This window comes from Mesorhizobium sp. M0771 (assembly GCF_040320155.1).
Taxonomy (GTDB): Bacteria; Pseudomonadota; Alphaproteobacteria; order Rhizobiales; family Rhizobiaceae; genus Mesorhizobium.
On sequence record NZ_JAMYPC010000016.1, the window covers coordinates 90,213 to 104,874 of the forward strand.

13 protein-coding genes are annotated in these 14,662 nt (G+C 63.5%); 10 read left to right on the forward strand and 3 right to left on the reverse strand.

The annotated features are described in order from the left end of the window. Window positions 1-18: 18 nt before the first annotated feature. From NKI05_RS22725 to fabD, 3 genes are all read right to left on the reverse strand, one after another. The gene (locus NKI05_RS22725; RefSeq protein ID WP_006203723.1) at window positions 19-255 is read right to left on the reverse strand and encodes an acyl carrier protein; all 237 of its coding nucleotides are present in this window, start codon (window positions 253-255) and stop codon (window positions 19-21) included. Between the two features lie 221 nt (window positions 256-476). Then, on the reverse strand, window positions 477-1,214 hold the full coding sequence (gene fabG, locus NKI05_RS22730; protein ID WP_023705359.1) for a 3-oxoacyl-[acyl-carrier-protein] reductase: 738 nt from the start codon (window positions 1,212-1,214) through the stop codon (window positions 477-479). Between the two features lie 60 nt (window positions 1,215-1,274). Further along, window positions 1,275-2,222 (reverse strand): ACP S-malonyltransferase, encoded by a 948-nt coding sequence (gene fabD / locus NKI05_RS22735; RefSeq protein WP_352793205.1) that lies wholly within the window; start codon window positions 2,220-2,222, stop codon window positions 1,275-1,277. Window positions 2,223-2,469: 247 nt separating this feature from the next. On the opposite strand from fabD, the gene NKI05_RS22740 reads away from it, so the two are divergent. From NKI05_RS22740 to purF, 10 genes are all read left to right on the forward strand, one after another. After that, entirely contained in the window at window positions 2,470-4,428 is a 1,959-nt protein-coding gene (locus tag NKI05_RS22740; RefSeq protein ID WP_031205217.1) for an LTA synthase family protein, read from the forward strand. A gap of 299 nt (window positions 4,429-4,727) precedes the next feature. Further along, window positions 4,728-5,228 (forward strand): 30S ribosomal protein S6, encoded by a 501-nt coding sequence (rpsF, locus tag NKI05_RS22745; protein WP_023672722.1) that lies wholly within the window; start codon window positions 4,728-4,730, stop codon window positions 5,226-5,228. Beyond that, window positions 5,228-5,476 carry a 30S ribosomal protein S18 gene (rpsR, locus tag NKI05_RS22750; RefSeq protein ID WP_006203718.1) on the forward strand — a complete coding sequence of 83 codons (249 nt, stop codon included), beginning with the start codon at window positions 5,228-5,230 and terminating at the stop codon, window positions 5,474-5,476. The genes rpsF and rpsR overlap by 1 nt, the downstream gene beginning before the upstream one ends. Before the next feature lie 266 nt (window positions 5,477-5,742). Beyond that, window positions 5,743-6,330, forward strand: coding sequence for a 50S ribosomal protein L9 (gene rplI, locus NKI05_RS22755; RefSeq protein WP_023672721.1), 588 nt, complete (start codon window positions 5,743-5,745; stop codon window positions 6,328-6,330). A gap of 186 nt (window positions 6,331-6,516) precedes the next feature. Continuing rightward, window positions 6,517-7,866, forward strand: a complete 1,350-nt coding sequence (locus NKI05_RS22760; protein ID WP_023814945.1) for a cyclopropane fatty acid synthase — start codon at window positions 6,517-6,519, stop codon at window positions 7,864-7,866. A 157-nt stretch (window positions 7,867-8,023) separates the two neighbouring features. Continuing rightward, window positions 8,024-9,001, forward strand: coding sequence for a small ribosomal subunit Rsm22 family protein (locus NKI05_RS22765; protein WP_023814946.1), 978 nt, complete (start codon window positions 8,024-8,026; stop codon window positions 8,999-9,001). A 222-nt stretch (window positions 9,002-9,223) separates the two neighbouring features. Continuing rightward, window positions 9,224-10,717, forward strand: a complete 1,494-nt coding sequence (locus NKI05_RS22770) for a replicative DNA helicase (RefSeq protein ID WP_023672717.1) — start codon at window positions 9,224-9,226, stop codon at window positions 10,715-10,717. A 230-nt stretch (window positions 10,718-10,947) separates the two neighbouring features. Then, window positions 10,948-12,351 carry a DNA repair protein RadA gene (radA, locus tag NKI05_RS22775; RefSeq protein WP_023672716.1) on the forward strand — a complete coding sequence of 468 codons (1,404 nt, stop codon included), beginning with the start codon at window positions 10,948-10,950 and terminating at the stop codon, window positions 12,349-12,351. A 48-nt stretch (window positions 12,352-12,399) separates the two neighbouring features. After that, a complete protein-coding gene (locus NKI05_RS22780) occupies window positions 12,400-13,065 on the forward strand; it encodes a CvpA family protein (RefSeq protein WP_023672715.1) in 666 nt (221 codons plus the stop codon). 108 nt (window positions 13,066-13,173) lie between these two features. Beyond that, window positions 13,174-14,655 carry an amidophosphoribosyltransferase gene (gene purF, locus NKI05_RS22785; RefSeq protein ID WP_023672714.1) on the forward strand — a complete coding sequence of 494 codons (1,482 nt, stop codon included), beginning with the start codon at window positions 13,174-13,176 and terminating at the stop codon, window positions 14,653-14,655. Window positions 14,656-14,662: the final 7 nt, after the last annotated feature.

Below are 14,662 nucleotides of genomic sequence, written 5' to 3' on the forward strand. Positions count from 1 at the left end.
TGATGACTGCGGATAGTGTCAGGCCGAAGCCTTGTCGATGTACTTCACGGCATCGCCGACGGTCAGGATGGTCTCGGCCGCATCGTCCGGAATCTCGACGCCGAACTCTTCTTCGAAGGCCATGACGAGTTCGACCGTGTCGAGGCTGTCCGCGCCCAGATCATCGATGAAGCTCGCCTGCTCCGTCACCTTGTCGGCATCGACGCCAAGATGTTCGATGACGATCTTCTTGACGCGCTCTGCGGTGTCACTCATTTGGGGCATCCTCGTCTTTTGTTTGTCTGTCTTCGTTAACGGGCAGAATGCCGCTAATCAAGCTGAAAGATGGTCCTGCCGGAAACGCAACGATGCCGGACCGGTTTTTGCCCGAACCGCCGGGTTGCGGGCCGCATTACACGAAAAATGGCCGAGGTCCAAGGCGAAATGGTCTCTTTTCACAAGCCGGCCATGTCTTCTTATCACCCGGCAATATCCTGTCAGATCATGGCCATGCCACCGTTGACATGGATGGTCTGGCCGGTGACGTAGGCTGCCTCGTTGGAGGCGAGATAGGCGACGGCCGACGCCACTTCAACACTCGTGCCCATGCGGCGCGTCGGGATCGCGGCCATTATCGCGTCTTTCTGCTTGTCGTTGAGCTTGTCGGTCATGGCCGATTCGATAAAGCCCGGGGCGACGCAGTTGACGGTGATGTTGCGGGTGGCGATCTCCTGCGCCAGCGACTTGGAAAAGCCGATCATGCCGGCCTTGGAGGCGCAATAATTGGTCTGGCCAGGATTGCCGGTGACGCCGACCACCGAGGTGATGTTGATGATGCGGCCATGGCGGCGGCGCATCATCGGATGGGTCAGCTCGCGGGTCAGCCGGAACACGGCGGTGAGGTTCACCTCCAGCACGCTGTCCCAATCCGCGTCCGCCATGCGCACGAACAGGCCGTCCTTGGTGATGCCGGCATTGTTGACCAGTATGTCGACGCCTTCGAGTTCGGCTTCGGCCTTCTGGCCAAGCGCCTTGACCTCGTCACGGTCGGCAAGATTGGCCGGGAACAGCTTTACCCGGTCGCCGAGTTCGCCGGCCAGGGTCTCCAGTTTCTCGACGCGGGTGCCGTGCAAGCCGACAATGGCGCCTTGCGCATGCAGCACCCGGGCAATCGCCTCGCCAATGCCGCCCGATGCGCCGGTGACGAGCGCCTTGCGGCCGGTCAGTTCGAACATTTTCGTCTCCTGATCTTAAGAGAACACCCTTCCCACGGGAGGGGTTGAATCGCCAGTGGATTATGCAAGCGCGGCCAGCGCCGCCTCGACATCGGCCGGCGTGCCGACGGCCGATGCGGCGATGTCGCGGCTGATCCGCCGCGCCAGGCCGGAAAGCACCTTGCCGGCGCCGATCTCAAACAGCGTGGCGACGCCATTGGCGCCGAACCACTCCACCGTTTCGCGCCAGCGCACGCGGCCGGTGATCTGCTCGACCAGGCGGCGCGCGATCTCGTCGGGGTCGCTGGTCGGGACTACAGTGACGTTGGAGACGACGGGCACCACCGGTGCATTCTTGGTCACCCCGGCCAGCGCCTCGCGCATGACATCGGCCGCCGGCGCCATCAGCGCCGAATGGAAGGGGGCCGAGACCTGCAGCATCAGCGCCCGCTTCGCGCCCTTTTCGGTGCACAGTTTCGCGGCGAGTTCCACCGCTGCCTTGGCGCCGGAGATCACCAGCTGGCCGCCGCCATTGTCGTTGGCGATCTGGCAGACCTTGCCGGATCCCGTTGCGGCCTCGGTGCAAGCGGCTTCGACGTAGGGCTGTTCCAGTCCGATGATCGCCGCCATGGCGCCCTCGCCGGCCGGCACCGCCGCCTGCATGGCGTTGCCGCGGATGCGCAGCAGCCGGGCAGCATCGGCGACCGAAACGAAACCGGCCGCGGCAAGGGCGGAATATTCGCCGAGCGAATGACCGGCAACGTAGGCAACCTTGTCCTTCAGCGAAAAGCCGCGCGCTTCCAGCGAGCGGATTCCCGCCAGCGAGACCGCCATCAGCGCCGGCTGGGCATTGGCAGTCAGGGTCAGCGCCTCTTCCGGGCCTTCCCAGATCAGTTTCGACAGCTTTTCGCCCAACGCATCATCGACTTCCTCGAACACCCTGCGTGCCTCGGGGAAGGCGTCGGCGAGGTCCTTGCCCATGCCGACAGCCTGGCTGCCCTGTCCCGGAAAGGTGAATGCGACGGCCATTTGGGCGCTCTCCAGCGGCTGATTTTTCCTGCCTGTGACGCAAGGCGGACCGTCAAGTCAAGCCCGGAGGCGGCATTTCCGCTCTCGCTTGAACCGGAGCTGACCTCGAGTCCCTGTTCCCAAAGGCTTTTTGCCGATCACACCTGATGAAAACCGCTCACGAATCGTTTGCTGGCTCTTCTTATTTTCGCCACAGGCGCTAGCTTTTGCATGACAGTTCTATGACAGAACGGTGGCGCGAGTGGAAATGCGCGTTGCTTGGGCCGGGGGAAGAGACGTGGCTAGGATCAGGAAGGGCGCGGCCGTACCCGCGCCACAGTTCTTGGAAGACGATCCGTCCACCGGCTACCTGCCGGGGCGCAGATGGCCGGTCATCCGTTACGGTCTGGTCACGCTGCTTGCCTCCGCCATCCTGGTGTTCGCCATCGAATGGATCGTGCGCGGCGACTTCTTCGGCACAGTCGACTTCTTCCTGCAGCCATTCAAGCCGGGCTGGACCACCATCATTGTCTTTGCATTGGTGCTGATGGGACTGGACGCCGTGCTTGGCCGCAGTCACCAGAGCCTGATGATCGTGGCGCCGCTGACGCTGGCGCTGGCCTTTGTCGGGCACCAGAAGTCGCATTATCTCGGCGATCCACTCTACCCAACCGATTTTCTTTATTCGCGCCAGATCATGGCACTGATGCCGCTCCTGGTGCGCGAACGGCCCTGGACGGCGCTCGCCATGGCGGTCGGCATCGTCGCCGGCCTGTCGCTGCTGATCTATGGCTGGCGGTTGTGGCGCCGCAAGGTTCCGATCCTCAGCCGCAAAGGGCGGCTGGCGCGGCTGACGCTGGCAGTGCCGCTGCTCGCCTTCTTCGTCTCGATTATGGACTACGCCACCTTCTCGTGGACCCGCGACCGGCTGCAGATCATCCCGATCATGTGGGACCAGAAGGAGAACTACGCCTCCAACGGGTTTGCGCTGGCCTTCGCGCTCAACGTGCCGATGGCGCATGTCTCGGCGCCGGCGGGCTATTCCGACAAGGCGATCGACGCGATCGACAGGCCTGATGTGGCGGCCTCGGTACCGGATGAGAAACCCGACATCATCGTGGTGATGAGCGAATCTTTCTGGGATCCGACCAAGCTGCCCGGCGTCACAATCACGCCTGACCCGATCCCCAATGTGCGGGCGCTGCGTTCCGGCTATATGTTCTCGCCGGAATTCGGCGGCATGACCGCCAACATCGAATTCGAGGCGCTGACCGGCTTTTCCAATGCCTTCCTGCCGGCGGGCTCGATCCCCTACCAGCAATATGTGCGCACGCCGACGCCGTCGCTGGCGACCTTCCTGAAAAGCGAGGGCTACCGGGCGCGCGCCATCCATCCGGGCACCAACTGGTTCTGGAACAGGGGCGCCGTCTATGCCGATTTCGGTTTCAACGAATTCCGCTCGGAAGAGACGCTGCCGCCACTGGAAAAGCGCGGGCCGCTGGCTTCCGATGCGTCGATGACCGACGAGATCATCGCAGAGGCCGACGCCAGCGAGCGGCCGGTGTTCTTCTTCGCCGTCAGCCTGCAGAACCACGGTCCCTACGAGCCGTACCGCTATTACAATCCGACCCACAAGGTCGCGGCACCGATCAGCACATGGGCGCGGGAATCGCTGCTCAGCTACGCCGAAGGCTCCGCCGATGCCGACCGTGGCCTCGAACGATTGATCGAATGGGCGAAGAAGCGCGAGCGGCCGACGGTCATCGCCTTCTTCGGCGACCATCTGCCGCCGCTCGGCCCCGTCTATGTCGAAACCGGTTACCTGAAGGACAATGTCGCGCCGCGCAAGGAACCGACGCCGGAGGCGGCACTGGAGCATCATCAGACGCCGCTGGTCATCTGGTCTAACCGCACCGGTCCGGCGCAGGATATGGGCGCGGTGAGCCCGGCCTTCCTGCCCTACCACATCCTGACAACGGCCGGGATCACGCACCCCTACTACACCGGCTTCCTGGGCGCGCTGCGCGAACGCTATCGCGTCGTCGACCGCAATCTGCTTTTGACACCGTCAGGTGAGGCCACGCCGGACTGGGCGCGGCAGAAGGACGTTGATCCGGCGATCAACGACTTCCGCCTGCTGCAATACGACATGATGTTCGGCAAGCGTAAGGCGGCTCCGGACTTCTTCCCCGAAACGATCAACGGTGGTACCCCGCATACGAGTTGATGCCTGGTCTGCGACGCCAGGACGCTGTCCGGAGCATGCGTTACCCTTGCCTTCCAGCCAATTTGCTATATAGACGCCCGCAATCTGCCGGTCCTTGCTGGGGGCTGAACGGAGGGCCGGAGGTTTTACCCAAAACCTTCGTGTGAAGCCAGAAGCGCTTCCGCCTCCCGTGTCTCCGCTCTCGACCGTCTCGAAATGCTCCTTTCTTCCCCGCCCCCTCGGGACCAGCGGGTCAGAGAAGTTGCAGAGGCTTTGCCGCGAGGATCCGGGAGAGAAACGAAGAAAGGCACTGAACCACTATGGCTCTATACGAACATGTGTTCCTTGCCCGGCAGGACCTCTCGCAGCAGCAGGTCGATGCGCTTGTCGAACAGTACAAGGGCGTCATCTCCGCAAATGGCGGGTCCGTCGGCCGGGTCGAGAACTGGGGACTGAAGTCCCTCACCTACCGGGTCAACAAGAACCGGAAGGCTTACTACACGCTTATGGACCTCAACTGCCCGCCGGCAGCGCTCAACGAGATGGAGCGCCAGATGGGCCTGTCCGAGGACGTGCTGCGTTTCCTGACCGTCAAGGTCGAGGCGCATGAGGAAGGCCCGTCGGCCATGATGCAGAAGCGCGAAGAGCGCTCGGAACGCGGCGGCTTCGGCGACCGCGACCGTGGCGATCGTGGTCCGCGCTCGTTCGGCGACCGTGACCGCGGCGACCGTGGCGATCGTCCGCCGCGCTCTTTTGGCGACGCCGGTGGCGATCGTGGTCCGCGCCGTCCGCGCGAAGGCGTTGAAGGAGGTGCAGAATAATGGTCGACATCAATCAGATCCCGACCCGGCGCCCGTTCCATCGCCGCCGCAAGACCTGCCCTTTCTCCGGCGCCAACGCGCCCAAGATCGACTACAAGGACGTGCGTCTTCTGCAGCGCTACATTTCCGAGCGCGGCAAGATCGTGCCGTCGCGCATCACCGCCGTCAGCCAGAAGAAGCAGCGCGAACTCGCCAAGGCGATCAAGCGCGCCCGCTTCCTCGGCCTGCTGCCCTACGTGGTTCGCTAAGACTTTCGAGCGGGCGGTTCGCCGCCTGCTTCCTTCTCCCACGGCGACGGGCGCCGCAGGGGTAATTTGATGATGCACGTCGTTGTCCCAAAACCGGGACCACTCTTGGCGACGTGCATTGAAATCCCGAGTTGAGGTGAAAAGCCTCTAACTGCCGCGACAGGCAGGACAGCGACACCGGCGCCAAGGCGCTCAGAGCTTCCTGACCTGTTCCATTCAATTCGGCGCCGATCCCGCGGTCGGTGCCCAGACGAAGGAACAAGACCATGCAAGTGATTCTTCTCGAACGCGTTTCCCGCCTCGGCCAGATGGGCGATACCGTCAAGGTCAAGGACGGCTTTGCCCGCAACTTCCTCTTGCCGCAGGGCAAGGCGCTGCGCGCCAACGAAGCCAATAAGAAGAAGTTCGAAGGACAGCGCGCGCAGCTCGAAGCCCGCAACCTCGAGCGCAAGTCGGAAGCCAGCCAGGTTGCCGAAAAGCTCGACGGCAAGAGCTTCATCGCCGTACGTTCGGCCGGCGAGACAGGCCAGCTCTACGGTTCGGTGTCGACCCGCGACATCGCCGACCTGCTGACCGCCGAAGGGTTCTCAGTCAACCGCAACCAGATCCAGCTCAACCAGCCGATCAAGACTATCGGCGTCACCAATGTGGCGATTGCGCTGCATCCGGAAGTCGAGGTCACCATCAGCCTCAACATCGCCCGCACGGCCGACGAAGCCGAGCGCCAGGCCAAGGGCGAGACGCTGACCACCGCCGAAGCCATCTATGGCGATGACATCAACGACAACGCACGGCCGGAGAACTTCTTCGACCCGAACACCGAGTTCGAAGGCGGCGAAGAAGACAACGCCTGATCCCGCACGGGGCCTGATCGGGAAGCGAGGGGAGCAGCGCTCCAATCACTTCCTCGTCATCCAGCCTTTCTGGACCAATGCCCGGGCCTCTCGCCCGGGCATTTTTGTGCCAAATGGAACTTTTCGAACCCCTATATATTGTTGCAGAATTGGTCCGCCAGTCTGACCGTGAGGGGACATTTGGTGATGAATATTCTGTTGAAACGCGTTCTCGACCGCCTGGTGCGTACGGGCAATCTGAAAGTCACCGGCCCGAAGGGCTCGACAGTGGTTTTCGGCGACGGCAGCGGCGAGCCGGTGCATATGCACATCAAGACCGCGCATGCCGAGCGCGCCATTACCTTCGATCCGATGCTGGCCGTGCCGGAAGCCTATATGGACGGCGAACTCGACATCATCGAGGGCGGCGTACTGGGTATGATGCGCATCGCCTTCCAGAACATGGGCAGCGGCGGTATCGACGCCACTTGGTCGAAGGCTATCGAGGGCCTTCGCCACGCCTTTCGCCGCCTGCAGCAGATCAACACCGCATCGCGGGCGCGCCGCAACGTGCAGCGCCACTATGATTTGTCGGGTGACCTCTACCGGCTCTTCCTCGACGAGGACATGCAGTATTCCTGCGCCTATTTCGAACAGCCGGACATGACGCTCGACGAGGCGCAGATGGCCAAGAAACGCCATATCGCCGCCAAGCTCAGGCTGAAGGCCGGCCAGACCGTGCTCGATATCGGCTCCGGCTGGGGTGGGCTCGGCCTCTATCTCGCCAAGGCTTTCGATGTCGACGTGCAAGGCGTGACGCTGTCGACCGAGCAGCACGGCGTCGCCACCGACCGGGCGCATGCGCAAGGCTTGCAGGACCGCGTGCATTTCGACCTCAAGGACTACCGCGAACTCAACGAACGCTTCGACCGCATCGTCTCGGTCGGCATGTTCGAGCATGTCGGCGTCAACCACTTCCGCACTTTCTTCGACAAGTCGGCGACGTTGTTGAAGCCCGACGGCGTCATGCTCTTGCACACGATCGGCCGCTCCGGCGTGCCGTGGGCGACCAGCGCCTTCATCCGCAAGTACATTTTTCCGGGCGGCTACATTCCTTCGCTGTCGGAGGTGATGCCGGCGATCGAGAAGTCGGGCCTTGTAGTCACCGACATCGAGATTCTGCGGCTGCACTATGCCGATACGCTGAAGCATTGGGGCCAGCGCTTTGCCGCCAACCGCGACAAGGCCAAGGCCATCTACGACGAGCGCTTCTGCAGGATGTGGGAGTTCTATCTGGCGGCTTCGGAAGCCGCCTTCCGCTGGCAGGATCTGGTGATCTTCCAGATCCAGATCGCCAAGAAGAACGACACGCTGCCGATGACGCGCGACTACATGGCCAAATGTGAAAAGGCGCTGGAAATGCGCGAAATGGGGCATCGCCAGGAGACGGCGGGCGCCGAGCCTGCTGTCGCCAGGTCTGTGCCTGCCAGGTCCGTTGCTGTCAGGTCCGTTGCGGCCAAGCCAGCGCGCCGTCGCAAGGTGGCGGATCGCGAATAACGCCTCGATTGCGATTGCCGCTTGCCATTGACGGCTCTGACACTGAAAAAGGTCTCGTTCTCGCGAGACCTTTTTTAATGACCTGCCTGCCCACCATCGCCACCACCCTTGTCGAGATCGCCGGCGCCCCGGTGCTCGCGCCACGCGGAGCCTGAGCGTGGAACTCCCCGCCTCGCTGCGACAAGGCGTCGAGCGCCTGCTCGAAACGATACCGCTGGCGGTGCTGCGCCAGGCGGCGAAGACGCTGTCTGACCGCTACCGCGCCGAATTGCGCGACGGCCGCCTGCACATGGCCGAAGAGATGGCGGTAAAAGCCTATCTGGCGACGCGGCTGCCGGCGACCTACGCGGCGGTACGGGCCGGTCTCGACGAACTCGCCTATGCGCGGCCCGATTTCCAGCCAACGAGCTTGCTCGATGTCGGCGCCGGTCCTGGCACGGTGCTTTGGGCCACTACAGACCTGTGGCCCGACCTCGAAGAGGCGGTTCTGGTTGAAGCAAGCGCCGCGGTGCGCAAGGTTGGCCAGTCGCTCGCCCTTGATACCATCGCCACCAGGATGGACTGGCGCGCCGGCGACGTGACCATCGACCTTGCCGATCTCAAGCCTGCCGACCTCGTCACCTGCGCCTATGTGCTGGACGAGATCGCGCCAGCATCGCTGCCGAAGCTTGTCGGCCGGCTCTGGCATTTGACCGGCGACACACTGCTGATCGTCGAGCCCGGCACACCGGCAGGCTGGCAGCGCATCCTGGCAGTGCGCAGGCAATTGCTGGAGGCCGGGGCGCACGTGCTGGCGCCTTGTCCGCATGAGGCGCCCTGCCCGCTTGAGCCGCCCGATTGGTGCCATTTTTCGCGCCGCGTCGCCCGCTCGCGCCGGCACCGCCTGGCCAAAGACGCCGACGTGCCGTGGGAGGACGAGAAATTCATCTACGTCGCGGCGTCGCGGCAAGCCGCGCCTGTACGTCAGCCGCGCGTGATTGCGCCGCCGAAATCGGGCTCCGGCAAGGTGCTGCTCAAACTGTGCCAGCCGGATGGCGGCGCCGGCGAGACACTTTTCACCAAGCGCGAGGGCGAGTTGTTCAAGGCAGCGCGGCGGCTGGACTGGGGCGATACATTGGACGGAAGAAGCGGGTAATCACCGAGATTGTTCTTGCTCTGTTCCAACGACTCGGATAGAAGTCAGCGCCTTTCTGAGTCAACCGGAATCGGGGCGCGGAAACACTCTTCTGTGGACGGTTTGCCGCCCCTGTGAACAACGGGGCATCGAGGTTTGATTGGTCGTGCGGTGATGCAGAAAGGTCAGCACCGATTTATCTCGTTCTGATATCGAGAAGCCGGGATCAAAATCGGGGACATCATGGCAGAGGCAGCGCGAAAATTCGGCGTGGCGGAGCAGCAACCGCTTTATCGTGAAGCGCCGAACAACATCGAGGCCGAGCAGGCGCTGCTCGGCGCCATCCTCGTCAACAACGATGCCTTCTACCGCGTCTCCGACTTCCTCAAGGCCGGCCATTTCTACGAGCCGCTGCACCGGAAAATCTTCGAGGTCGCAGCCGAGCTCATCCGCATGGGCAAGGTGGCGACGCCGATCACGCTGAAAACCTTCCTGCCGGCCGACGAGAAGGTCGGCGACATGACGGTGGCGCAATATGTGGTTCGTCTGGCGGTCGAAGCCGTCACCGTCGTCAACGCCACAGACTATGGCCGCGCCATCTACGATCTGGCCACGCGCCGGGCACTGATCACCGTCGGCGAGGACATGGTCAACATCGCCTATGACGCGCCGGTCGACATGGCGCCGTCCGAACAGATCGAGGATGCCGAGCGGCGGCTGTTCGAACTGGCCGAAACCGGCCGCTACGACGGCGGCTTCGAGAGCTTCACCGACGCGGTCAAGACCGCCGTCGACATGGCCAACGCCGCCTATATGCGCGACGGCCATTTGTCGGGCCTCGCCACCGGCATGCGCGATCTCGACCGCCGCATGGGTGGCCTGCAGGCGTCGGATCTGATCATCATTGCCGGCCGTCCGGGCATGGGCAAGACATCGCTAGCCACCAACATCGCCTTCAACATCGCCGAGATGTATGAGCCGGCGCAACAGGCCGACGGCTCGTTCAAGGCAGCCAATGGCGGCGTCGTCGGCTTCTTCTCACTGGAAATGTCGTCCGAGCAGCTCGCCACCCGCATCATTTCCGAACAGACGGAAATTTCGTCGTCAAAAATCCGCCGCGGCGAGATTTCAGAGATGGATTTCGAAAAGCTGGTCGCCTGCTCGCAGACCATGCAGAAGATCCCGCTGTTCATCGACCAGACCGGCGGTATCTCGATCGCGCAGCTGTCGGCGCGGGCGCGGCGGCTGAAGCGTCAGCGCGGCCTCGACCTCATCGTCATCGACTATATCCAGCTGATGCAGGGGTCGAGCGCGAAATCGTCGCAGAACCGGGTGCAGGAAATCACCGAGATCACCACCGGCCTCAAGGCGCTGGCCAAGGAACTCTCCGTTCCGATCATCGCGCTGTCGCAGCTGTCGCGTCAGGTCGAAAGCCGCGAAGACAAACGCCCCCAGCTGTCCGATCTTCGCGAATCCGGCTCGATCGAGCAGGACGCCGACGTGGTGATGTTCGTCTACCGCGAGGAATATTATCTGAAGAACCGCGAACCGAAGCCCGGCACCGACGAATACATCAAGTGGGAACACGAGATGAACGAGATGCGCGGCAAGGCCGAAGTCATCGTCGCCAAGCAGCGCCACGGCCCGACAGGTTCGGTGAGCCTCGCCTTCCATGGCGAGTTCACACGGTTTTCCGACCTCGCCGAAGAGCATCATATTGCGGAGAGGTTCGAGTAGCTTTTTGGCCTACCGCAGCGCTCCGTCACACCCCCCTCTGGCCTGCCGGCCATCTCCCCCGCAAGGGGGGAGATCAGCAGCTTTGCGGATGGCGCTCATCTTGCGACGTTGGCGATTGGCGAAAGCAGCGACGATAGCCAATCTCCCCCCTTGCGGGGGAGATGTCCGGCAGGACAGAGAGGGGTGTGCAGGATCACCCTCCTTCGGTCATTTGCAGGCAGCATCACTCCATGGCTAAATCGCGCGTCCAGTTCATCTGCCAGAATTGCGGGTCGGTGCATCAGCGCTGGGCCGGTAAATGCGATGCCTGCGGCGAGTGGAACACACTCGTCGAGGAAGGCACGTCCGGCGGCATCGGCTCGGGACCGGCCAACACGCGAAATGCGCGCAAGGGCCGCGCCGTGGTGCTGACCAGCCTGTCCGGTGACATCGAGGATGCGCCGCGGATCATCTCCGGCATTGGCGAACTCGACCGCGCCACCGGCGGCGGTTTCGTGCGCGGCTCGGCGCTGCTGGTCGGCGGCGATCCCGGCATCGGCAAGTCGACGCTGCTTACCCAGGCCGCAGCAGCATTGGCGTCAAAAGGCCACCGCATCGTCTATGTCTCGGGGGAAGAGGCTGTCGCGCAGATCCGGCTGCGGGCGCAGCGGCTTGGCGTCGCCGACACGCCGGTCGAACTTGCCGCCGAGACCAATGTCGAGGATATCCTGGCAACAATAGCCGATGGCAGAAGGCCGGACCTCGTCATCCTCGATTCCATCCAGACGCTGTGGACCGACATGGCCGACTCGGCGCCCGGCACCGTCACCCAGGTGCGCGCCTCGGCGCAAGCGATGATCCGCTACGCCAAATCCACCGGTGCTGCCATCGTGCTGGTCGGCCATGTCACCAAGGAAGGCCAGATCGCCGGTCCGCGCGTCGTCGAGCACATGGTCGACGCCGTTCTCTATTTCGAAGGCGAAGGCGGCCATCACTACCGCATCCTGCGCACGGTGAAGAACCGTTTTGGGCCGACCGACGAGATCGGCGTCTTCGAGATGTCGGACAAGGGCTTGCGCGAGGTCGCCAATCCGTCGGAGCTGTTCCTCGGCGAACGCCACGCAAAATCGCCGGGTGCCGCGGTATTTGCCGGCATGGAAGGGACACGTCCGGTGCTGGTCGAGATCCAGGCACTGGTGGCGCCGTCCACATTGGGCACGCCGCGCCGTGCCGTCGTCGGCTGGGACGGCGCACGGCTGTCGATGATCCTTGCCGTGCTCGAAGCCCATTGCGGCGTGCGCTTCGGCACCCACGATGTCTACCTCAACGTCGCCGGCGGCTACCGGATTTCCGAGCCGGCGGCCGATCTGGCGGTTGCCGCTGCACTGGTTTCGTCGCTCACCGGTCTTGCCCTTCCCGCCGATTGCGTCTATTTCGGCGAAATCAGCCTGTCGGGCGCAGTGAGGCCGGTTGCGCATGCGCAGCAGCGCCTTAAAGAGGCCGAAAAGCTGGGTTTTGGAAGTGCGGTTCTGCCCTTGGGCAGCGAGGAGGTTGTCGGGGGGATCGGGGCCGGCGCTTTCCAGCCGACCGAACTTGCCGATCTCGTCGCACGCATAGCCGGCTCACGGCGCAGCCGTGTCGACGTGGAAGATTGACGCGGCTCGCCCGAGCCGTGAAAAGACAATCTGAGTGGGGCGAATGACATGCCGATTACGCTGCTGGACGGAATTCTCGTCGGCTTCACCCTGGTCTCGGCGATGCTCGCCATGGTTCGCGGCCTGTCACGCGAAATCCTGTCCGTCGTGTCCTGGGCGGCTGCCGCCGCGGCGGCATTCTTCTTCTACAAGCCGGTGCTGCCTTACGTTCAGCCCTATGTCGAAAGCGACAAGATCGCCATGGCGGCATCCGCCGGCATCGTCTTCCTCATCGCGCTGATCGTCGTTTCCGTCATCACCATGAAGCTTGCCGACTGGATCATCGATTCCAGGATCGGCGCGCTCGACCGTACGCTGGGCTTCCTCTATGGCGCCGCGCGCGGCGTCCTCGTCGTCGCCGTGGCGCTGCTGTTCTTCAACTGGCTGGCCGGCGCCAAGGCCCCTGCCTGGATCGCCAACGCCAAGTCGAAGCCGCTGCTCGAGACCATCGGCGCCAAGCTGGAAAGCCTGCTGCCCGAAGATCCGGAAAACGCCATCCTGAAGAAGCTCAATCCGAATCAGCCGGCAGCCGAGACGCCTCCGGCGGCCGATGCACCGGCGGCGGATGCTCCGGCAACCGGTGACGATACGCCGGCGCCCGACGACGAGACCGACGCTCCGGCCGATAACGCACCCGCGCCCGCTGCTCCGGCTCCGGCCGCGCCGGCAAACTGATACGGACGGATGGTGCCGGACAGGCGCCATCCCGGCAGTTCCGGCCTGACTACGTTGCTTTCGCGGCGCTATCGCACTATATGGCCATTTTAGCGGAGCTTGAGCCCCATGGCAGTTTCGAAGGCAGACGCGGACGACGTGCTTTCCGCCGAAGCAGACGATCATTTCCACGACGAATGCGGGGTGTTCGGCATTTTCGGCCGGCAGGACGCTGCGGCCATCGTAACGCTAGGCCTGCATGCGCTGCAGCATCGCGGCCAGGAAGCGGCCGGCATCGTCTCCTATGACGGCACGCAGTTCCATGTCGAACGCCATGTCGGCCTGATCGGCGACACCTTCACCAAGCAGCACGTCATCGACAGCCTGCAAGGCAACCGTGCCATCGGCCACACGCGCTATGCCACGACCGGCGGCGCCGGCATGCGCAACATCCAGCCCTTCTTCGCCGAACTCGCCGATGGCGGCTTTGCCGTCGCCCATAACGGCAATCTCACCAACGCCATGACCGTGCAGCGCGCGCTGCAGAAGCAGGGCGCGATCTTCTCGTCGACCTCCGACACCGAGACGCTGCTGCATCTCGTTGCCACCAGTAAGGAACGCGATTTGAATTCGCGCTTCATCGACGCCGTGCGTCAGGTCGAAGGCGCTTTCTCGCTGGTCGCGATGACCTCCAAGAAGATGATCGGCTGCCGCGATCCGCTCGGCATCCGCCCGCTGGTGCTCGGCGACCTGGACGGCGCCTGGATCCTGGCCTCCGAAACCTGCGCGCTCGACATTATCGGCGCCCGCTTCGTGCGCGACCTGAAGCCCGGCGAAATGGTCGTGGTGACCTCGAAGGGCATCGAGAGCCTGTTCCCCTTCGAGCCGCAGAAGACCCGCTTCTGCATCTTCGAATATGTCTATTTCGCCCGCCCGGACTCCTCGGTCGAAGGCCGCAATGTCTACGAAGTGCGCAAGCGTATCGGCGCCGAATTGGCGCAGGAAAGCCCGGTCGAGGCCGATATCGTCGTGCCGGTGCCGGATTCCGGCACGCCGGCGGCAATCGGCTTCTCCCAGGCGGCAGGCATCCCCTTCGAACTCGGTATCATCCGCAACCACTATGTCGGCCGAACCTTCATCCAGCCCGGCGATTCGATCCGCCATATGGGCGTCAAGCTCAAGCACAACGCCAACCGCCGGATGATCGAGGGCAAGCGCGTGGTGTTGGTCGACGATTCGATCGTGCGCGGCACCACCAGCCAGAAAATCGTGCAGATGGTGCGCGACGCCGGCGCCAAGGAAGTGCATATGCGCATCGCCTCGCCGCCGACCAGCGCGTCGTGCTTCTACGGCGTCGACACGCCGGAGAAGTCGAAGCTTTTGGCATCGCGCATGTCGATCGAGGAAATGGCCGAGTTCATCCGTGTCGATTCGCTCGGCTTCCTCACCATTGACGGGCTCTACCGCGCCGTCGGCGAAGCCAGCCGCGACAATGAGCAGCCGCAATTCTGCGACGCCTGTTTCACCGGCCAGTACCCGACCCGCCTGCTCGACTTCGAAGGTCACGACAATGTGCGCACGCTGTCGCTGCTGGCGAACAACGGGGCGTAAAGCCCAA